Here is a 20,240-nt window from a genome sequence, read left to right on the forward strand (position 1 = left end):
TATTTTATTTTTACAATTGATTACGAAAAAAGCTAGTCTTACTATTTCTAGTATAAAATTCCGTCAGGGAGAGATAAAAAATCCAACACGCTTTTTCCAGAAAAATTAAGATATTTATTGACAGGAATTCTGACATAGGTCACAAAGTAAAAACACAGAGATGACAAATCTCTGTGTTTTTACAAGTTTTCTCTAGCAGCTGTCTTTTATTTTAATTAACTTGATGGAAGTAATAAGTAGCGTTATCAGCTTCCACAAATACTTTGTATAAATCAGGAACCGCCCAAGCAGCAAGACCTATTGCACCTGCCGCTCCTGCAATTACAGTCCATGGATTTGGAGTTCTTAATAAAGTTAAACAAGCTATTCCTATTTCCCCACCAACTTTAGATAAAAACGAAACTTCATTTGTCATTAAGTTATTAACTGCTGTTCTAAAGCCATTTAAATCAGCTTTATTCTCACTAGTTTGAAGTGGATTTTTAGCATAATCTACAGATGGAATTTTAATTACCCATACATTTCCTTTATAATAGGTATATTCAAACGCTCCATCTAAAGAAACAGCACGGTCTAAAACTTCCATTGCATAATTAGCTTTTTTATTTGTGTTTGCATAAAATTCATTAGCACTTGGTATATTAATAGTCTCTGTTGTTACAGAATTATCTGCTATCTTTTTTGTTGCTATATTTAATACCTTATTTTTTTTATCATATGTAGACGTTACAACGATATTACTGTCTTTAGACTCTACTATCTTTTCATTGGCATCTTCTTTTAAAATTTTTATAATAGGTTGTTCTACTTGTTGTATATTTTTACTAGACGAAGCTGAAATAACCGAATCATTTGTTTCTGCAAAAGCACCTGTTGGGGTAATAGATGTTAATAAACCTAAAGTAATAGCTGAAACAATAATTTTATTTTTTCTAATTTTCATAGTGCATCCTCCAATAATTGTAATTTTTATAACAATACAAATAATAACAATTATCAGAAAAAAACACAATTATTTTTTGAGAAAGGGGTTTAATAGTATGTTTAAATCAAATAATGTTTCTTTATTTTTAGTGGTCATTTCTTTTGCTTGTTTTATCTTATATCTTCTAAACAGTCTAGTTAAATTTCAACCAATTATTCTATTAGCTGTTATGTTATCTTCGATTTTAGGAGCTATTTTCACGATAGATTCTACTGATAAGACCTACAAAAAAAAGATTCTTTTATTTATCGTAATTCTGTATTTCATTTCAATACCTGTAATACTTTTATTTAAACTTATTTTCAAGTAAATCAAACTTTTAATTTTCGAGAGGATAGGCAGAAATACTCATTTTCTAATTAATTAAGTTTTTATAGATTTCATATAATTTTACTGTTTTAATTTGCAAAGAAAAAGCCGATAATCTCTAAACGTAGAGGCAACGGCTTTTTTTCTATGGAAATTTGCTTAGCGTACGAAATTTACGTTTCTCTTAACTAGTCATTATGTATGAAGTACTGACATTCACAATGCTATGTTTTATATGTTCTCCTTCTTATCATTTTTTTCTTCCAATGCAATGTGATTGTTATACCACTTATTTATTTTCCCTTTGTAATACTTTTCAACTTCGTAATTTGGAATCCAAATTTCATGATCATATATTTTACTCATTACACTTTCTAAAACATCCTCATGTTCTCTCGGTTTCAATCTACGATTATGAAACTTACTCTTCTCTATATAAGCCTCTCTCAGCCAATTTGATATGGTTTCACTCTGTTTTTGCTTTAGGTGAGACCATTTCTTATTAATTTGTAGTAATTGTCCCTTAGAATCCCTTGTGTGATTCTTCATAGAACGCCACCTTCCCTACTTTATTTTTACATATTTCTTATTCGAACCGAAACACAGCGCATTCCAAATCGAGCCACAGCTTATGTCGTGCCAATTTTACGGATTGAGCCTTTTGGGAAATCATTTATTCTTTTACATAATGTCAATGATTCAATTCCCCACTCTTCTATTGCATCCGTACTACTCATAATTTCATTATCCAATAAATTAAGGTCTCCCCAATCAACATCTTCAAAGTTAAATCCGTCCATATCTAACTGCTGCAGCATGCCTCTTTCGTTCCCTTTTACCGCAAATAAATTATGATTCTCTACCTGATGGACTTCTTCTAATACTCCTACATTTAGCTAATTATGTTCAGTTACCTCAATTGTACTATTCTCAGATATATAATAATAGATATCTTCTTTTAAAATATAAGTGGGATGCATTTATTAATTGATTTTTCTGAATTTTATTGAAAAATAAATATAAAATAGTTAAATACAAAGGGGGTTTTGTTACAATGGTAATATATAACATTAGCATACTTCTATAGGATGGGGGAATATATAATGATTGTTTCAGTAAAGGGGAACGAGCAAGTTACCAAAATGTTAAATGACTGGTATATAGAGATACGTGCCAGACATATAGGAAAGGCACATAATTTAAAACTTGAGATTGATCAAAAAATACATAACATTGAAGAAGATCAAAACCTACTTTTATACTATGCTCTTTTAGACTTTCGTCATCAATATATGCTTGATAGTTTAAGTATTGGAAAAGATAGTTTTGATAAAGTAGATTCATTGGGTGTACCTGCAGATCAGTTTCTACAATACTACTACCACTTCTTTAAAGCTATTCATTCAAATATTACAGGTGATTTTACATGTGCAAAAGAACATTATAATCAAGCTGAATTACTCTTAAAACACATTCCCGATGAAATTGAACATGCTGAATTCCGTTTTAAATTATCAACTTTCCATTATCATATTTATAAACCGCTTGCAGCAATCAAAGAAGCTACCAAAGCAAAGGATATCTTTAAAAAGCATGCAGGATATGAAACTAATATTGGATTATGTGATAATTTAATTGGATTAGCTTGTACTCATTTAAAACAATTTGAGGAAGCTGAAGAACATTTCATTACAGCTATTAATACATTCAAAAAATCTGGTGAAGAAAAGAATATCACGTTTGTACGCCATAACTTAGGTTTAATGTATTCAGGTCAAAATTTATCTGAACTAGCAATACGATACCTCTCTGAAGTAACACAAGAACTCCCTAAAGATTATAAAGCAATTTTTATTAAAGCTAGGGAGCATATGAAAATCGGTGAGTCCAAAGAAACTTCTAATCTTATAGTGAAAGGCTTAGAGATTTGTAAAGAGCTAAAGAATGAAGAATACGAACATCACTTTTTAATTTTAGAAAAATTAAATCAAAAGGTCTCTGCTGACGAATTAGAGAAGACAATTAAAACAGGAATCTCTTATTTTGAAAGAGAAAACCTACATGAGTACGTACAGGAATACGCTAAAAAATTAGCAGTTTTATTCCACCAAGAAAATAACCGTTCAAAAGCAAGCGATTATTTTTATCTTAGCCATCAAGCAGAAGAACAAAACTTTGAAATGGAGGCTTTAAAATGAAAAAAGTAATGTTTAGCTTAATTGGATTAACAGCCGTATTCACGTTTATGTTTAACGCTAACAATGTAACTGATACACAAAAAGCTCTTAGCGAGGATAAAATCGCACAATATGCTCACGGCCATACTGGTGGATGATAAATAAACAAAGGTCTTCACTTCATTGTGAGGGCTTTTATTTTTTTATGGGATCTCTGCGTAAGAATAATAAAATCATTAAATTTTAATATACAGAAAAAATTATGATTATACCGTTCGTTTTGCATCCATAAGAAGGATCTAAAAAGATTAAAACATTTAAAGAGAGGAAGAAACTATTAATGCATACACAAGAAAATTTTTATAAGAAATTAATAGCGGAACAAAGATTAGTAACGATATTTTTACTAAACGGAGTAAGAGTACCTGGAATCATTATCGCTGTTGATAAATTTTCAGTGCTAGTTTCCAGTCACGGAAAGCAACAATTCATTTACAAACAGGCTATTTCAACAGTTTCTTTATGAATACCCGTTTAAAATCCAATTTGAATTATGTTTATTTATGAAATAGTTAAAAATAAAAAAGGAATCCTCAGTAAAAGGATTCACCCCAGGAAATATGCATAAATAAAAAGAACTAAGTTGATTATAATATAAAAGTAAACGAAACATATTGAGAAAAAATAAGATTGAGGTTTGATAGAAAAGAATAATGTTTGTTATTGTTGCTTTGAAATAAACTTTGATTAAAAATACCTCACAGACTCGTACTTTATGGTAAACAAGGAGAATTCATTTTGAAAAAAGATTGATCAAAATGAATTCTTATCTAACAAATTTAAGTTTCGATATTATAAAAAGTTTGATCATTTTCTACCTTTATTCTTCAACAAACGCGCTCTTTTCTTAAACAACATGAATCGTATTATAATTTAGACATATAGACAAAACCCTAAATTACGAATTGTCTTGTAGCTCTTTGGATATCTATTCGCGATATTGTGTTCATACACTATCGATTGATACGTTTCCGGATTAATTCTCAAGAATGTCGTGTAACCTCTCAGCAAACTCTTTATGATGCACTGTGTTATAGCCCACATGATGTCCTGGAAACTCTGCGAATTCTGTTCCGAGGTGTTCTGCTAAGTTGAATGCGCAATGGTAAGGAAAAGATTCTCGTGAAATACTTCCACCGGCTGGACGTACCTGCATCGATGCAGGTTTTAATGGAGGCTTTAATGCATCGATGTTTAAAGTATAGCTGAGAATTCCTGGGATTTCATACTCAGTGAAATAAATCGAATTGCCGAGTAGTCGCTCTGTTAGCATATCCTTCGATGGTCCGGAATTGCTATCATCAATATTTGACAATAACTTCATGACCTCGCTTTGATGATTCCCTTTAAGGTCTTCCATGAAATTTATAGCCTGCTTCAACTCATTTTCAGGTAAAAGTTGTAATAAAACCGGTTCGTGTGGGATTAGTAACTGTACCTGCTCAGGATGGTGTATGCACAAATCAAGTCCGATGACAGCACCAGAACTACTTCCGAATACATAAGCCGGTTCATTGGTCAGATTGGCTAGCAGCCCGTGAGCGTCTTCACTATGTGTGTGCACATGGTAATCCTCAGTTTTATTGACGAGATTGCTACGGGAATGACCACGACGATCGTAAGTAACAACAGTATACCACTTAGCAAGATGATCTGCGATATTATGGAACTTGTCGGCATCACCACCCCCACCATGAATCAAAAGAAGAATTGGACCCGAGCCACGCACCTCATAATAGATGCTTGCTCCAAGTACTTGCAATGTTCCGTTTTTTACTATACTCATTTGTACATTCTTCCTTTCTTTTGTCATCTCCCTTAACATTACATGATTGGTGAATGATATAAAATGCAGGAAATAACTAAGAAACAAATTCACCATAAGAAAAAGCAATGTGTGGCTTTAAAATAAAGTTTAATTAAAAATATTGTGTTAAACCGTATTCTATGATGAATAAAAAGAAACCATTTTGAAAAAAGTTTAATCAAAATGGTTTCTTATCCAGCAGGTTTATGTTTCTGTTTATAAAAAAGTTTGGTCATAGCTTATTTACAATTCTTTGATTAAAGAGATAAAGCATCGCGTCTTTTTTATAAACATCGCAACTTTATTTCAAAACTACAGTTATACTAAAAGTGCAAAAATATATGCAAAATCAAAAATAAAATAAGGGCAGCCATATCAGGCTGCCCTTATTTTATTTTTAATCTTATACTCTGCAATTTAGTTTGAACTAATTATAAACCTAGTACACTAACAATCTCGCATGCTTTGGAATTTGCAACATGATAGTACATCTCCAACCCTCTTCTCTCCGCGCGGAGAATCTTGCCACGCATCTTCGATAAATGCTGAGATACGGTTGATTGCGGTACTTTTAATAAATCTGTTAACTCTGTTACATTACAAACTTTGCGATGTTCTAGCTCCTTCACAATTTGTAACCTAACTGGATGAGCCATAATCTTTAATAATTCTACATCCGCCTCTGGGATTTTGTACATTTCATTACTTACTTGCATTGTTGTCATTTGAATTTCTCCTTTTATAATTATATTTTATTTTAATTATCTATTTTTAAATATGTTTTGTTTGCTTGAATACATTGTTCATAACCACTATGTTGTTTGTTCTTTTTTCTCCCTATCAGATTTAATATATAGAAGTATTATGATGGCTAAAAACCCAACAAAAGATAGCATAGGAATCGAGATGAAACCAAACAAATTCAAATGATCTTCTGTACAAGAAACACCTACTGAACATATCTTCAGTTCACTTGTTGGAAAAGCCTGAATCGTAATTTGATAGACAGCTATTATTAATCCAATACATGCAAATGGAAATGCATATACACTTACATTAGGATCTTTTCTATACATTCCTATTCCCAATATTAACACTAATGGATACATGGTCATCCTTTGATACCAGCACAAATCACATGGAGGCAGCTTCATCCACTCACTAAAAATCAAACTTATGAGCATTGCACTAGTAGCTATCGTCCAAGCAATTGCAATGTGATACTTTTGAATGATCGACATCTTATTTTCGCCTCACCTGTTTTTTTAATGCAAAACATTTGCTAATATATGACTAGTTTATTTCCGTGTTTCGAGTACCCTGTTTCAATAGAAAGTATCCAATCATTAATATCTTCCCAGTCGTATCCCCTCTCTTTTAATTCTAGAGGAAAAAGATTTTCAAAATCATCACGCATTTCGTACATGGTTTCTAATGCTTTTTCAAGCGGACCAAATCCATATACCATGTGTGTATGTACTTTTTTGTTTTTCTTTTCTGCTACAACTAAATATACATACCGTCTTTCTTTCGCTAAAACAAACTTCAAAAATCCAGGTACTTGACTCACCTTTCACACTCCTTTCCGGTTTTCCTTACCAAGTTTAAAAAGATATAAGTAAGGAAAACTACTAAGTTTTAATTCACTAATTTAATAAATGTCCCGTTTTTTTTGCTTTGAAAATACAAGAAAACGCTCATCAACACAATATTTATTACACCAGCTGCAGCACCAATTTTGGAGATAACATACAAATATTCATTATTACTAAATGGCAATAGACTCACGAAAATAAATAAAATTGAAATGATAAAGGATAAGAGCATATTTCTTTTGTTTTCATTCATTCAAAAAACCTCCATTTTGCACAAATATTTGTATTGCAATGGATTAGGGTGCTACACTGCATCATTACGGTTATAATGCCGTTTCTTTTCATTTACAAACCCTTTAATACTCCACACTCCAGCCTTTGCTTCTTTTTCTGCCTCTAGCATTTCGGGTAGTAATGTAGTATTAAGTTTAGAAATATAGGCTATAATCCCATAACCCGACTTGGCCATTAATTCATTGATGTGTATACCATTACAAAATACATAAGCCAATTTCCTACCGTACTTGTCTTCTTTTGGTCCTTGATCATAAACCAAGGTTACACTTTTCCCATCTACCTGTTTCTTTAAAAAGGAAGAAGCTTCTTTTCCCATCTTTTGTGGTGGGATTTTTTGAGATACAGACTCAGGGGTATCTAATAACAGTAACCTTACCGTCTGTTTCTGCCCCTTTACGTTTACGTCTATCGTATCTCCGTCTTTTATATGTAATACCTTCCCTTTAAGGGTCTCTAAGCCTTTTAATTTCTTATTATAAGCTTCTGGAATATCAAAAATACCTTTCCCTTCTACGTTCTGTTGTATTCGGTTTTGTACTGCTTGGGCAGGTCTCAAATCATTTTTTGTTTGCACGGAACTGCTACATGCTGACATTTGAATTACGAATGATGTTATACAAATAGCTTTAATCCATATTTTCATATCGAAATTTCTTCCTCCTACTTAAAATACGTAAATAGCTGTGTCTAATAAACAAACGGACTTTCCAATGTATTTACTTCTCGATAATTACAACATAGGCAAAACTGTATCCATTTTGGATGATCATTATATAGTTCTCTAAATGAACGTTTCTTACAATTCAGGCATATTGACGCCATGCTTTTTTCATTCTCTTCCTGACTTTTCAATTTTTCAAAAGATACATTAGCAGATGCTATATTACTGGTACACAATATACATCCCCCTTTTGAGTCTTGAAATCTTAAAAATACATAAAAAAGGACACACCTATAGCATATGTATGCGTAGGTGTGTCCTTTTGCAAGATAGTTTTAGAAGTATTTTGTTACTTTCATCATATCATAGTTCTTATTAATTTTATATATGAAATTAAAGATTTTATGATGTTATTTCTTTTTATTCGTTATAAACGTAATACGTTTTTTGTACATCATAGGTTAATTTTGTATCGAATTTCTCTCCGTTTTTCTTACTTTCAAATCCTGAGATTGTATCGGTCATATTCTACTCTAATAACTTTTTTACTTGCGCGCTAGTTATTTTCTTTTTCAAAATGGTTTCAAACACAATGAATTCGCAAGGATTTTTATAATTTTTGCATAAAATTCAGATGTTAGCTATATTTCTGAAGTATACAATATAACCATTCCATGTGTTCTATTTTCACTTGATATAATTAATCTGGTAATATTCTTAGGCGTAAATCGATATATAGAAATAGTTGGACCAGGATTATTAGATTTAAAGTGAATAACTTGTTCATTATCAATAAAACCTTGAATATAGCTTTCACTTCCTTCAAAAAATTGAAAATGAGCTGACACTGATATAATCTCGTCAGTGTTCTCAAATAAAACTATTGAATTTCTATATGTATCAAAATTAATAAGTTTCATTTTTTGCATAATTAGGATGCTCCCTTCTATGAAAGCACGATGATTAAAGTATACTACCATTCACAGCATTTCTTTTATTACCATGTGTAAGTTCTAATGTTTTATTGATAAAATACAAGCCATCTTGCTGATGTGAAATCATAATTAATATATTACAAAGATTGTAATTTTGAAGTATCTCATACATAAGATTTCTTGTATCAATATGTAAATTAGAAGTTGCTTCATCTAATATTATTATATCCCTTTGTGTGAGGATAGCCCTTAAAAAGGCTATAAATTGGGCTTGGCCTCCTGAAACACTGGAACCATCTTGTACAATTATAGTATCTAATCCATTCTCAAATCTGTTGAGATGTGATGTTAAATGATACCTTTTCATTAACCTAACTATATCTTCTCTCGTTTTATTTGTTTGTCCATATAATATGTTATCTAATATAGTTCCTTTAAACAAAAATATATTTTGTGAAACTATACCTATTCTATCTCTAATACTTTCTTTATGTATTAAGTTATAGTCAATATTATTTATCAATATCTTTCCACTTTTAGGTTGATATAAACCTGTTAATAATTTTATAAAGGTAGATTTTCCTGATCCATTTATACCATCAATTAATAACTTGTCACCCTTTTCAATCTGCACGTTTAAATGATCAAATATCAAATCACTATTTTCATTATATTTAAAACAAACATCTTTAAATTCTATTGAATTAATTGGTTCTTTCATTATATTTGTACCTAGTGTTTTTTCAACATCTAAATTGAAGAACTCTTTAATTCTCTTAATACTAATACACACGGGTTTTAGGGTTATATCTAAGCTACCTAAAGCTTGAGTAGTCGCAAGGAGTTTAGCCATATAAATTGAAAAAGAAGTATACACCCCTATAGTAAGCTGATTTTGTAAAATTAAAATACCTGATACCAGTAATACTATTACTGTAACAAAGTTATTTGTTAATATTAAATTTTGCATAAAGAAAATGAAATGTAAACTTTGTTTTAGGGCACTTTTAATTACATTATTTAATTTACCCTTAATCTTATTGGTTTGTATATTTTTACCGTTTAATAATTTTATATCCTCTATTCCATTTAAGGTTTCATACATTTCTGCGTTTAATACTGCCGATGACTCGTATACGTTTGTGGTACTTTTTGATATCATTTTAGATGAATGTTTGGATATCATAAAATATATCGGAATAATAATTACTATGATACCTGTAAGTTTAACACTTAAATTAAACATTATAAATAAAGCAAAGAAAAAATCAAATACGCCTGAAAAAACCCTTAATAAATTTGGAGAAAATAATGCACTTACATTACCAGATTCAGCAATTCTGCTAAGAATGTAACCTTTCTCCTTCTGATTAATATAAGAAAGAGGCGCATCTATAATATTACTTATCATAGATAATCGAATTTCATTAACTACATTTTGTTGTACACGAGTAAATAAATACTCATAACCTATCGATATTAAATAGTTAATACAATAAATTAATAAGAGTAGAAGCGTTGTTTTTAATAATTGATCATAGCTTTTGTTTAATAGTATAACTTTATCAATAATGTAGCCAATAACATATGGTATCGGTGCGATAATCAAAGAAGCTATAACCATCCCAAGTAAACCAAAAACTAACAAAGTTTTTGTATTTTTCAAATACGGATATAAAAATAATAACTCTTTATAAGAAATTTGAATTTCATCTTGTTTATTTATCTTCTTATTCACCCTCTTTCTCCTCCTTTGTCTATTTATTATATTAATTTACGAATCAATATAATGAGGTTGATATAATTCCATAGATATCTTGAGACCTTATCCCGGCGCATTATCCATGGAATTATATTGGTTTATCCTCAGAAACTTAACAATATTCATCTCATCCAATCATACTAATTTTGCCCTACCATTAATGGCTCCTTAATTATTTCAGGGACATGATTTTTAAACCATTTACATTTATCGCCAATTTCTTGTGCTTTTATAAAGCTTCTTAAGAAGCATGTACTACAAAAACGTTTGTTTTCACAATCTTTACATTCCTCCGAGTCCATTTGAGGTGCTTGTAAGTTAAAAAATGCATTAATGTATTTAAATTTTTCATCATAAATATCTTTAATATTTTGTTCAAAAACATTACCTATACTATTTTTCAAGTCATCTAAACTATGCATAGTACACATTTTAATTTCACCATCAGGCGCAATCACAATATGTGATGTTATTGCACCACAATTCCTAATCTCAGCGCGCGCACCTTCATATAATGAAACAAATTTAGGATATTTTTTATTTATTTTCAACAATGCTTCACCATATGTTTTAACATCCTCTTCATTTAAATAAAGATCACTACATCCTAAGGCTCTTCCCATTGGTATTACTGGAGATACCCCAATACTATCAATTCCTAAATTATGTACCCATTCAGCTATATCTTCTACCTCGTGCACATTCAAATGTGTAACTATTGTGGCGATCCGCAAACGAACATCATTTTCTGCTAATTTCATTATGTTATTTTTAATTTTATGAAGTGTATTAGGAACTTTAAAGAACCAAGTCAAATAATTATCATCTAAACTATGCATATCAATTTGCACAAATGTTTTCGACTTATTTTTTATTATTATGTCCATGACTTTATCAGAAAGAGCTATACCATTGGTCAACAGTGTTATTTGAGAAAAATCCAATTTAAGTGCATATAACAATATCTCTTTTAGATTTGGATGTACTGTTATATCACCGCCCGTAAGTTCAATTAATTTCACTCCTATATTATTTAAGTCATCTAATAACGATTTTATTTGATCTAAGCTCATTACTTTTGGCTTTACTGCTCCAAAATCTCCATAGCAATGACGACATCTTACATTACATCTGTTTGTGATTTCAATTGAAGCCACTTTTGGATAGATAGTCTGTTCTTCAATCAAATTAACTGGTACATTTATAGGTTCCTCTTGCGTACCAATATTCATATTGTAAACTTTGGATACATTATTCAAAAATGCATTTAATTTCTTTTCAATACTTATTGGATCTTCACTGTATTTTAAAGATAAGAAGGATACAACTTGACCATATGTTTTAGTACCATCAATTAATTCAATAATTTCAGTGGCAGTTTTATTTATCGTAAATGTATTTTCGTTTTTGAGCGTGGGAGCGCTTTCGTTTGGGTTTTTATGAACTACCAACATAGATTCATAATTTGATGTGAATTTTCTTATTTCTAGCTTTTCTTTCCAAAATAAATAACCATTCACTTTAATCATCCCCTATAAAATTTTAATTTGTTTTTAGTTTATGTATTACAAAAATCCCATACTCATTTTCGATAATTTTATAGGACTTATTCTTAACATAACTGTTTGTCATTAGAATAAGTCCTAATTTAATTTCACCATAAACACTCTCACATTTTAAAATTTCAACTTGCAGTACTAGCTCCGGTTGCCGCAGTAACTAGATTTAATAACTCTACAGAACATGCCGCACATACTAAACAACTCCAACAAGTCCAATCCCTTGGTTGTACTACTGGTGTTTCCATTTAGAACATCTCCTTTTTGGTTATTTATTTTTCTCCTAGAAAATCTAATTTGACCAAAAGTGCTCATTCTCTTAGTGCCTATAACCAAAAAACTTCTGAAAGGATATTAGCTTGCAGTACTAGCCCCTGTTGCTGCAGTAACTAAATTTAATAATTCCACAGAACATGCTGCACATACTAAGCAACTCCAACAAGTCCAATCCCTTGGTTGTACTACTGGTGTTTCCATTTAGAACATCTCCTTTTTGGTTATTTATTTTTCTCCTAGAAAATCTAATTTGACCAAAAATGCTCATTCTCTTAGTGCCTTTAACCAAAAAACTTCTGAAAGGATATTAGCTTGCAGTACTAGCCCCTGTTGCCGCAGTAACTAAATTTAATAATTCCACAGAACATGCTGCACATACTAAACAACTCCAACAAGTCCAATCCCTTGGTTGTACTACTGGTGTTTCCATTTGACCTACCCCCTTTTCTGTATTGTGTGGTGCGACTAAAGTATAACTCTCTATGTTTTCTAAAAACAATCAAAAATTTTTAAACATTTTGTGTGTGTTTCTTTAACATTTTGTGACATATATTTACAAAACTTTCTTTTTAGTTTATTTAAAATAACAAATATCTTTATTAACTGATACTAAAAATTTTATTATTTATGAAAAGTTATTTAAGTTAACTTTCAAGTGATTTAATCGCAGTATATCTTGTTAAACTGCTTTTTATAATTTATAATATTAACTGTGCATGGTGTGTATGGTGTGCATTACGTAGCATAACACTTATTGATAGAGAGGTTGTTTAATGAAAATAGTCTTAAGTAATGTATCAAGTCTGCCTTTATATCAACAGATAAAAGAGCAAATTAAAGAATCTATATTTAACAATGAACTAAAAGAGGGTGAACAATTACCGTCAATTCGCTCACTTGCTAACGACTTACATGTAAGTGTACTTACTACAAAAAGAGTTTATGCAGAATTAGAGACAGAAGGCTTTATTATTACAAAGGTTGGAAAAGGGACCTATGTAGCTCCTACAAATTTAGAGTTGTTAATGGAGTCCAAACGCCGGATGGTAGAAGTTAAACTTACTGAAGTTTGTCAAATGGCTCGTAGTATAGGTATTCATGCAGATGATCTCCATTCAATTTTAGATTTAATTTTAGAGGAGGAGAATGAAAAATGAATGTTGTGTTAGAAGTAAATAATTTAAATAAATCTTACGGAAATTTTTCGTTAAAAGATGTTACCTTTTCACTTAACACAGACTGTATAACAGGATTTATCGGTACAAATGGTTCTGGAAAGACCACTACAATTAAAGCGATTTTGGGTCTCATTTTAAAAGATTCTGGGAAAATTAATTTTCTTGGAAAAGATATGGATAAGCATGAAAGAAAGTCTAAAAACAAAATTGGTATTGTGCTAGACGAGGGCTATTTCTATGATGAATTAACAGTAAAGGAAATGAAAAATGTTATTGCTCCATCCTACACTGAATGGGATGAGCCAGTTTTCCAAAATTATATTAAAAAGTTTAACTTAAATCTAGAACAAAAAATCTCTACTCTATCCAAAGGAATGCGAATGAAATTTGCAGTTGCATTAGCCCTATCCCATCATGCAGATCTATTAATAATGGATGAACCAACAAGTGGCTTGGATCCATTAGTACGGAGTGAATTAATGGATATTCTCCTTGATTTCATGAAAGAACCGGGGAAAAGCGTATTTTTTTCCACTCATATTACATCTGATTTAGATAAAATTGCTGATATGATTATTTTAATTGATGATGGAAAAGTTTTAGTGAATGATGAAAAAGATTTTTTAATAGACACACATGCATTGGTAAAGGGCGACAACTGCTTAATTAATGAACAAACAAGACCTCTTTTTTTAAATTTACATCAAACTCACTATGGATTTGAAGGGATTACTAATAAAAAAGATGATGTACGTCGACTCATGCCTGATGTATTAATAGAAAGACCAACTATTGAGGAGATTATGCTTTCATATATTGGGGGGAACATCCATGTTAATTAACCTAGTGATGAAAGACTTTTTGTTAGTCAAAAAATATTTTCTAATCTTACTCGTTTTTGCTGCTATAGCTCCTATTTATCTTTCTTCACAATTACAATTAAACGATGGCGGTCTTGTTAGCTTTCTTTTAACCGTTATTTTGATGGAATATATATTGTTCGGAACGGTATCCAAATTTGAGGATCAGTACAAGGGAGCGGCTTTACTTTGTGCTACCCCATACACACGAAGCGCATTTGTAAAAGCGAAGTACCTTTTTCTTTTGGTAATTTTTATTTGTGCAGCTATTATCCGTATAATCATTTCAGTTGTCGCACCATCGGGTATAGAAAGCCTGAGCGCTAGCGCTCTTGGAATAACTTTTTTAACTCTAAGTATTTTATTTGGTGTACTACTTCCTGTTCAGTTTAAATTTGGTTATGACAAAACCAAAATCATATCACTTTTAACTGCTTTTTTAATACCTTTTGTTGCTCCTACTCTTATAAGAGGACTACAATCAAGTGATATTGATTTCGAAAGTATTTTTCCATTCTCACCAACTGTCCTAACATGGATGCCTTGTTTCATCTCAATTATTATTGGTTTTATATCAATGATAATATCTCTGAAAGTATATGCAAAAAAAGACTTATAATTTAAATTTAAAATCATAGGAATGAGTAATTAAATACTTTATATATTTTAATTACTCATTCTCTTTTATTTAATTCTCTTCTCTAATGAACCTATCCCTAAAATATATTTTATCGATATCAAAGTGAATAAAGTTTTCAAATCACTAATTCTCTTAACGTCTCTTTTCATTAACAATTTAGTAAGCTAAGGATTATACATAATATATCAAGAGGTTGATTTTATGAAAAAAATAATTAAATTCCTTCTGTTAATTAACTTAATTTCCGGAACTTTCATACCTATCGCTTCAGTTCATGCTGAAGATAAATCACAATATTACACTATAATGTTAAATAATTATCAAAATCCTCAAAAACTAGCTAGTAAGTTTCAAAAATATGATGTGCAAGTAGTCTATAGTGTCCCAGAGATTGGTGTTATACAAGTGAAAGCTACCGAAAAAGCAATGAATATCGTTCATTCAGATCCTAATATAGATTCATATAATAAGTCATTACAATCGTTTAATTCAAGAGAAGTAGCAACCAATGTCCCTTCCCCCCTACCCTTAAATGAAATATGGGAGAATCAATGGGATATGCAACAAGTAACCCATAATGGTGATAGCTATAGACTATATCCAGGAACTAAAAATGTAACCGTTGGTATCATTGATTCAGGCATTGATATAAATCATCCTGATTTAATAAATAACATTTCACCTGGATCTAAAAATTTAGTGCCTAAAGGTGGGTTTAGAGGGCAAGAATCTCAAGAAACAGGTGAATTAAATCGCCTAATAGATCTAAGAAGGCATGGAACTTTTACTGCTGGACAGATTGCAGCTAATGGTTTTATGAAAGGGATTGCTCCTGGTATTGGAATTAAAATGTATAGAGTGTTTGGTAATGGGGCGGGTGAGGCTATTTGGGTTATTAAAGCCATAGTTGAAGCTGCTAAAGATAATGTTGATGTTATCAATTTAAGTTTAGGCGAATACCTCATCAATGGTATAGTATCTTCTTCAGACGGTGAATCTAGTGAGGAATTATCTGAAATTAGAGCTTATAAAAAAGCCATTAAATATGCTAAGTCAAAGGGAAGTGTTATAGTTGCTGCAGCTGGTAATGACGGTCTTAATGTTACTAACAAGCAAGAAATGAATGATTTTTTTAGAAAGAAAAATGAAAATACTGGGGTAACATATAATGGAGAAGTATTAGATGTTCCTGCTGAGTTACCTAATATAGTAACAGTTTCATCTGTTGGCCCCTCTAAATTACTCTCCTTATTTTCAAATTATGGTGAGAATTTTATAGATATTGCTGCACCTGGAGGAGATAATAGATTATTTCAGCAATATGGTTTAGAACAGTGGGTAAAAAATAAGCTAATGTTAAAAGAACTAATATTAACTACCGCCCCTGGTGGTGGTTATGCTCTCTCTGTAGGTGTTTCACTTGCCGCTCCAAAAGTGTCAGGTGCTTTAGCATTAATTATTGATAAAAATAATTTAAAAAAAGATCCAGATAAGGCCGTAAGATATCTTTATAAAAATGGAGTTAGCAATGATACCCCTACTAATAAAAGTTTGTATGGTAATGGTTTGCTTGATGTCTATAAGGCCGTTTCTCAATAGTTCTAAAATAATATGAAAGTGTACGTAAATATGTTTCAAAAGCTTTCCATTCTACATTTACAGGACAAACTATTTGGTATTTCATTACTTTTACAGATATGCTCAAATATGTCACCTCACGGTTATATTAATCAATACATTAATATAACCGTTTTATTAAAAAATATACTCTGTTTAGCTTTTATCCTTATTTGTGTTGCATTAAAATATATACTAAAATGTAGTACCCTGTCCCGCTCGTAACGGAACTAATGTTTTAATATTTAAAGAAAAGACGAATATTTATTATAAATGTAAAGATATTATTCTAATTCAAAAAAATTGCCATATAAACATCTATTAGATAATATATAACATTTTATAAATATATATTGTGTTATGATATCGAAGGATTTATCTACAGTAGGAGGAACGCATAAATATGTTAAAAAAATTATCAGTATTTCTTATTGGTACTTTGCTATTATTTGGTTTAGCAGCCTGTGATAGCATCAAATCGGTGGCTAGCAATGTTACAGTAGGAAAAGTAATAGAAGAATTTAAGGCTGCAGGACTTGAAGCAGAACAGCCTAGTGATCTACCAGAAAAAGAATTTGGGAATACTAGAAAAGATGCGAAACGCATTCTTGTTCCAGCACTAGGAGAAGATAGTGGTGGTAGAATATTTGAGTTTAAAAACAATCAAGATCTTGAACAAACGAAAAAGTACTACGACGATTTAGGTAACGGTAATCAAATGTTATTCTCTCATACTTACGCAAAAGGTAATTTTCTTTTACAAATGAATGGTGACATGGAAGATGCCCAATTTAACAAATATAAAGAAGTAATGGACAAAATAATTAAGTAAGTCAAGGAATCCGCTTTCATTTTTCAGAAAATATGATATGATTATATTTGGATGGTAGCTCGTATACATCTTATTAAATTTAAAGTGGTTATCAAGTCGAAGAAAAGGCACTCAAATGAGTGTCTTTTTTTATGGACAAAACATTAATTATATTATAAATATATATTGATTTTAAGGAAGTTAGGTGAGTATGATAATTAATTTCGAGCAATTAAGTCCAGTTATGAATGACATAGCAATCAAACTTGTTACGGTACTATTTATACCTTTATTCCTAGCATTACTTGTCAAAGTCATACTTATGTGATTTATAAAATTCCATTCAATTTAAGTTAATTATTGAATTGTTTATAAAGTGTTTTTTAAATTTAGGCATTTCTATTATAACTTTGGACATCTATACCTAATAAAATGCTTTAAATACTTAAATTTTATAGGGGGGATTATGGTGACAAATTTATACATTCAACCTGAATTTTCAGGTTATGATTATGAACGTGATGATTATTCACATCACCCACATTATCGTTGGAAATTATGTATTTATAAAAATGGTTGGACACAGCAATATTGGCATAGATTTGTTCCTTCTTGGCAATCATGCCCAACTATGACTGATAATGAATTAGTATATCAAGTATTAATTCCATAAAAAACAGAAACTACTTATTAAAAATAAGTAGTTTCTGTTTTTTAAAGCTAAACTCCTATTCTATTTTCAATTGCGCTTTACTTATATTATTCTGTTCTCTGAAATTTTCCGGGTGGATTTTATATTCATAATTCTTACTAATTTTACCATTTTAAACTACTTATTTATTCTTTTCACAAGATTTTTTGAATCTCCTTTTAGCTTGTAATACTTCATGTTAAGGCGAATAGCTATTACAGAGATTACGATAAACCCTACTACATATAACATTGGCCTTTCTCCATTTCTTATTGTTTAGCAAACTTATTCTGTAAATACTTCACATGTTTCTTTTCAATATCTTTATCCGTAATGTTCGCTCGCGATATTGTTTGATAAATATGCTGGATCTCGTCATTTGTTAGTTGCACATCAGTATATGATTCAATACATTTTTGTAGATCGTTATAATACAGGACATGTTTATCTTTAGAATGAACATGTACCCTTTTTAGACTGCATTTTGGATGAAACGCAGCAATCGAAATACACGGCAGCTGTTGTTCCATCACCCATTCAATTGCTTTTATATGTTTATAGTTTTGTCGAAATGGATTTTGAAAAGAATGTTTTTTTCTAAAGATACCTTGTGTCCATCTTGCTGCTTTCTCACTTCCATAGATCCATCCCTCATAGTTCTTCGTCTCTACAATAAATACACCTGTTTCAGCGATAACAATATGGTCAATTTGCGTTGTATCACCGTACTCCGTATAAACCGTTACATTATGTAATACAAAGTAACTTTTTGGATCTAATTTACCTAGTATACGTTTCACCAGTTTCTCTCCAGCTTTTCCTTTCCATTTCGGTACATGTTTTTTCACAACACTATTCAACGGAATCAGGACTGCAATGAGAATTAATTCAAATATCAATACTTTCATAATAGAAGCCTCCTTTTTAGACCTTTGTGTTTCTGCGCATTAAACGATAGACATGCGTTTCTAATCCTAAAATAAAATATGAGATACATAAGCCTTTTATCACCATCTCTATGAATCCTAATGCCAATGAAACAAGAAGCCCACCCCTAAACTGAAATGGTCTTGTCACTCTTCGATTTACTGGTTTTTCAATAACACCAAAATTAGCCCAGGTAGGCAAACGTTTTTCTACATTCTTTATGGTGCCCATTAATCCGTATTTAAGTGATAGAATGAAACATCCGATTAGTAAATATACAATAGATGAAAAATAGATAGATAGACCTATAACAGTAATTGTGAGCAGCCAACCTATTAAAATAGAATTTTGTAAAATAATATATTCTCGATTTCTTTTCAAAACAAACAGTCCTTTCAAAATAAATAAGGGTATTTATAATTGGAAAATATTTACATTTAATGATAAGCATGATATGATACGTCTATATTAATTTACCAACTAGCCTAAAAAGGATTGTGATAGACATGTTAAAACTTATAGTAGATAATACCGAATCAGAACAAGAAAAAGATTCTGCTTTTTTAAATTTTTTCACTTGCAAAGACTGCGTATACTATCTTTCAAAATCAGATTCTTGCAGTCTGCAATTAGCAGCTGATTCTAATAATCCCCTTGTCCCTTATGAGTGTGGTAACTTTGAGGAAACCTATGAAATCGGAACGGAAGATCCATTGAATTCACACATACATCAGCAACTTCGTGAAGAGAAAGCGCAAATACTAGCTGAAAGCTATCCAGCACAACCTTCTATTGATCCAATTCATAAAAACGCTATATGGTATGGATCAGTAAACTATGGTTGTTGGATTATAAATGATTCGAAGAAACGTTTTGCACTTGCAGAACAGGTTCCTTTCGGTGATAATAATATGTCATCTAAAAAATACGCATCTCCTTTTCCTTTACATGACCATGGTGCAAAAGAAGGTATCCGACACTATATGTGTTGGTACGTAAATGAAAAAGGAATTGGCGAATACCATCTTCTTATTGGTGGTGTCATCATGAAAATTGCAGAAGGGGTTAAGAAACTTGGATTCAATTACTAATC

26 protein-coding genes and 2 pseudogenes are annotated in these 20,240 nt (G+C 30.9%); 10 read left to right on the forward strand and 18 right to left on the reverse strand.

What is annotated here, in order from left to right; translation table 11 throughout:
- Positions 1 to 211: 211 nt before the first annotated feature.
- The 3 genes and pseudogenes from NST14_RS29025 to NST14_RS29035 form a co-directional block, all read right to left on the reverse strand.
- Positions 212 to 943 carry a geobacillin-26 family protein gene (locus NST14_RS29025; RefSeq protein ID WP_048520021.1) on the reverse strand — a complete coding sequence of 244 codons (732 nt, stop codon included), beginning with the start codon at positions 941 to 943 and terminating at the stop codon, positions 212 to 214.
- Positions 944 to 1,525: 582 nt separating this feature from the next.
- Positions 1,526 to 1,843, reverse strand: coding sequence for a hypothetical protein (locus NST14_RS29030; RefSeq protein ID WP_048520019.1), 318 nt, complete (start codon positions 1,841 to 1,843; stop codon positions 1,526 to 1,528).
- Positions 1,844 to 1,923: 80 nt separating this feature from the next.
- Positions 1,924 to 2,256: pseudogene (locus NST14_RS29035) on the reverse strand (helix-turn-helix domain-containing protein); the annotation flags it as partial.
- Positions 2,257 to 2,397: 141 nt separating this feature from the next.
- Here NST14_RS29035 and NST14_RS29040 point away from each other — a divergent pair.
- The 3 genes from NST14_RS29040 (at position 2,398) to hfq (ending at position 3,997) form a co-directional block, all read left to right on the forward strand.
- On the forward strand, positions 2,398 to 3,492 hold the full coding sequence (locus NST14_RS29040) for a Rap family tetratricopeptide repeat protein (RefSeq protein ID WP_048520018.1): 1,095 nt from the start codon (positions 2,398 to 2,400) through the stop codon (positions 3,490 to 3,492).
- Positions 3,489 to 3,629, forward strand: coding sequence for a hypothetical protein (locus NST14_RS29045; RefSeq protein WP_175550440.1), 141 nt, complete (start codon positions 3,489 to 3,491; stop codon positions 3,627 to 3,629). Before NST14_RS29040 ends, NST14_RS29045 begins: the two co-directional genes overlap by 4 nt.
- A gap of 182 nt (positions 3,630 to 3,811) precedes the next feature.
- A complete protein-coding gene (hfq, locus tag NST14_RS29050; RefSeq protein ID WP_048520017.1) occupies positions 3,812 to 3,997 on the forward strand; it encodes an RNA chaperone Hfq in 186 nt (61 codons plus the stop codon).
- A gap of 510 nt (positions 3,998 to 4,507) precedes the next feature.
- Here the strand turns inward: hfq and NST14_RS29055 are convergent.
- From NST14_RS29055 to tucA (NST14_RS29115), 13 genes and pseudogenes are all read right to left on the reverse strand, one after another.
- On the reverse strand, positions 4,508 to 5,317 hold the full coding sequence (locus NST14_RS29055) for an alpha/beta fold hydrolase (RefSeq protein WP_061536429.1): 810 nt from the start codon (positions 5,315 to 5,317) through the stop codon (positions 4,508 to 4,510).
- A gap of 452 nt (positions 5,318 to 5,769) precedes the next feature.
- Positions 5,770 to 6,063 carry an ArsR/SmtB family transcription factor gene (locus tag NST14_RS29060; protein ID WP_048520102.1) on the reverse strand — a complete coding sequence of 98 codons (294 nt, stop codon included), beginning with the start codon at positions 6,061 to 6,063 and terminating at the stop codon, positions 5,770 to 5,772.
- Positions 6,064 to 6,150: 87 nt separating this feature from the next.
- A complete protein-coding gene (locus tag NST14_RS29065; protein ID WP_048520103.1) occupies positions 6,151 to 6,579 on the reverse strand; it encodes a disulfide bond formation protein B in 429 nt (142 codons plus the stop codon).
- Positions 6,580 to 6,620: 41 nt separating this feature from the next.
- Positions 6,621 to 6,908 carry a hypothetical protein gene (locus NST14_RS29070; RefSeq protein WP_001996145.1) on the reverse strand — a complete coding sequence of 96 codons (288 nt, stop codon included), beginning with the start codon at positions 6,906 to 6,908 and terminating at the stop codon, positions 6,621 to 6,623.
- A gap of 68 nt (positions 6,909 to 6,976) precedes the next feature.
- On the reverse strand, positions 6,977 to 7,186 hold the full coding sequence (locus NST14_RS29075) for a hypothetical protein (protein ID WP_048520104.1): 210 nt from the start codon (positions 7,184 to 7,186) through the stop codon (positions 6,977 to 6,979).
- 51 nt (positions 7,187 to 7,237) lie between these two features.
- Entirely contained in the window at positions 7,238 to 7,873 is a 636-nt protein-coding gene (locus tag NST14_RS29080) for a thermonuclease family protein (RefSeq protein ID WP_048520105.1), read from the reverse strand.
- A 428-nt stretch (positions 7,874 to 8,301) separates the two neighbouring features.
- Positions 8,302 to 8,518, reverse strand: a pseudogene (locus NST14_RS29085) (topoisomerase C-terminal repeat-containing protein); the annotation flags it as partial.
- A gap of 14 nt (positions 8,519 to 8,532) precedes the next feature.
- On the reverse strand, positions 8,533 to 8,820 hold the full coding sequence (locus tag NST14_RS29090; protein WP_041185259.1) for a hypothetical protein: 288 nt from the start codon (positions 8,818 to 8,820) through the stop codon (positions 8,533 to 8,535).
- 34 nt (positions 8,821 to 8,854) lie between these two features.
- A complete protein-coding gene (locus NST14_RS29095) occupies positions 8,855 to 10,564 on the reverse strand; it encodes an ABC transporter ATP-binding protein (RefSeq protein ID WP_048520107.1) in 1,710 nt (569 codons plus the stop codon).
- 164 nt (positions 10,565 to 10,728) lie between these two features.
- Positions 10,729 to 12,117 carry a PqqD family peptide modification chaperone gene (locus NST14_RS29100; protein WP_048520108.1) on the reverse strand — a complete coding sequence of 463 codons (1,389 nt, stop codon included), beginning with the start codon at positions 12,115 to 12,117 and terminating at the stop codon, positions 10,729 to 10,731.
- Between the two features lie 155 nt (positions 12,118 to 12,272).
- Positions 12,273 to 12,395: a subclass IId bacteriocin thuricin17 gene (gene tucA, locus NST14_RS29105; RefSeq protein WP_000449799.1), complete on the reverse strand. Its 123-nt coding sequence runs from the start codon at positions 12,393 to 12,395 to the stop codon at positions 12,273 to 12,275.
- 106 nt (positions 12,396 to 12,501) lie between these two features.
- Complete coding sequence (gene tucA, locus NST14_RS29110; protein WP_000449799.1) at positions 12,502 to 12,624, reverse strand: subclass IId bacteriocin thuricin17; 123 nt, start codon at positions 12,622 to 12,624, stop codon at positions 12,502 to 12,504.
- 106 nt (positions 12,625 to 12,730) lie between these two features.
- The gene (tucA, locus tag NST14_RS29115) at positions 12,731 to 12,853 is read right to left on the reverse strand and encodes a subclass IId bacteriocin thuricin17 (protein WP_000449799.1); all 123 of its coding nucleotides are present in this window, start codon (positions 12,851 to 12,853) and stop codon (positions 12,731 to 12,733) included.
- Positions 12,854 to 13,196: 343 nt separating this feature from the next.
- Between tucA (NST14_RS29115) and NST14_RS29120 the strand changes: the two genes are divergently transcribed.
- The 6 genes from NST14_RS29120 to NST14_RS29145 all read left to right on the forward strand — a co-directional run bounded on the left by NST14_RS29120 (position 13,197) and on the right by NST14_RS29145 (position 18,202).
- Positions 13,197 to 13,580, forward strand: coding sequence for a GntR family transcriptional regulator (locus tag NST14_RS29120; RefSeq protein ID WP_000706800.1), 384 nt, complete (start codon positions 13,197 to 13,199; stop codon positions 13,578 to 13,580).
- A complete protein-coding gene (locus tag NST14_RS29125; RefSeq protein WP_048520054.1) occupies positions 13,577 to 14,443 on the forward strand; it encodes an ABC transporter ATP-binding protein in 867 nt (288 codons plus the stop codon). Before NST14_RS29120 ends, NST14_RS29125 begins: the two co-directional genes overlap by 4 nt.
- Entirely contained in the window at positions 14,433 to 15,080 is a 648-nt protein-coding gene (locus NST14_RS29130; RefSeq protein ID WP_048520055.1) for an ABC-2 transporter permease, read from the forward strand. Before NST14_RS29125 ends, NST14_RS29130 begins: the two co-directional genes overlap by 11 nt.
- A 222-nt stretch (positions 15,081 to 15,302) precedes the next feature.
- Complete coding sequence (locus NST14_RS29135; RefSeq protein ID WP_048520056.1) at positions 15,303 to 16,700, forward strand: S8 family peptidase; 1,398 nt, start codon at positions 15,303 to 15,305, stop codon at positions 16,698 to 16,700.
- 421 nt (positions 16,701 to 17,121) lie between these two features.
- Positions 17,122 to 17,550 carry a hypothetical protein gene (locus NST14_RS29140; protein WP_048520057.1) on the forward strand — a complete coding sequence of 143 codons (429 nt, stop codon included), beginning with the start codon at positions 17,122 to 17,124 and terminating at the stop codon, positions 17,548 to 17,550.
- Positions 17,551 to 17,995: 445 nt separating this feature from the next.
- Positions 17,996 to 18,202, forward strand: a complete 207-nt coding sequence (locus NST14_RS29145) for a hypothetical protein (protein ID WP_001996139.1) — start codon at positions 17,996 to 17,998, stop codon at positions 18,200 to 18,202.
- A 287-nt stretch (positions 18,203 to 18,489) separates the two neighbouring features.
- Here NST14_RS29145 and NST14_RS29150 read toward each other — a convergent pair whose 3' ends face one another.
- Entirely contained in the window at positions 18,490 to 19,128 is a 639-nt protein-coding gene (locus tag NST14_RS29150; RefSeq protein ID WP_048520058.1) for a nuclease-related domain-containing protein, read from the reverse strand.
- A gap of 16 nt (positions 19,129 to 19,144) precedes the next feature.
- Positions 19,145 to 19,528: a hypothetical protein gene (locus tag NST14_RS29155; RefSeq protein WP_073541656.1), complete on the reverse strand. Its 384-nt coding sequence runs from the start codon at positions 19,526 to 19,528 to the stop codon at positions 19,145 to 19,147.
- A 125-nt stretch (positions 19,529 to 19,653) separates the two neighbouring features.
- Between NST14_RS29155 and NST14_RS29160 the strand changes: the two genes are divergently transcribed.
- Complete coding sequence (locus tag NST14_RS29160; protein ID WP_048520059.1) at positions 19,654 to 20,238, forward strand: hypothetical protein; 585 nt, start codon at positions 19,654 to 19,656, stop codon at positions 20,236 to 20,238.
- Positions 20,239 to 20,240: the final 2 nt, after the last annotated feature.

Origin of the sequence: Bacillus sp. FSL W8-0519 (genome assembly GCF_038005585.1) — a bacterium.
Lineage (GTDB): Bacteria > Bacillota > Bacilli > Bacillales > Bacillaceae_G > Bacillus_A > Bacillus_A paranthracis.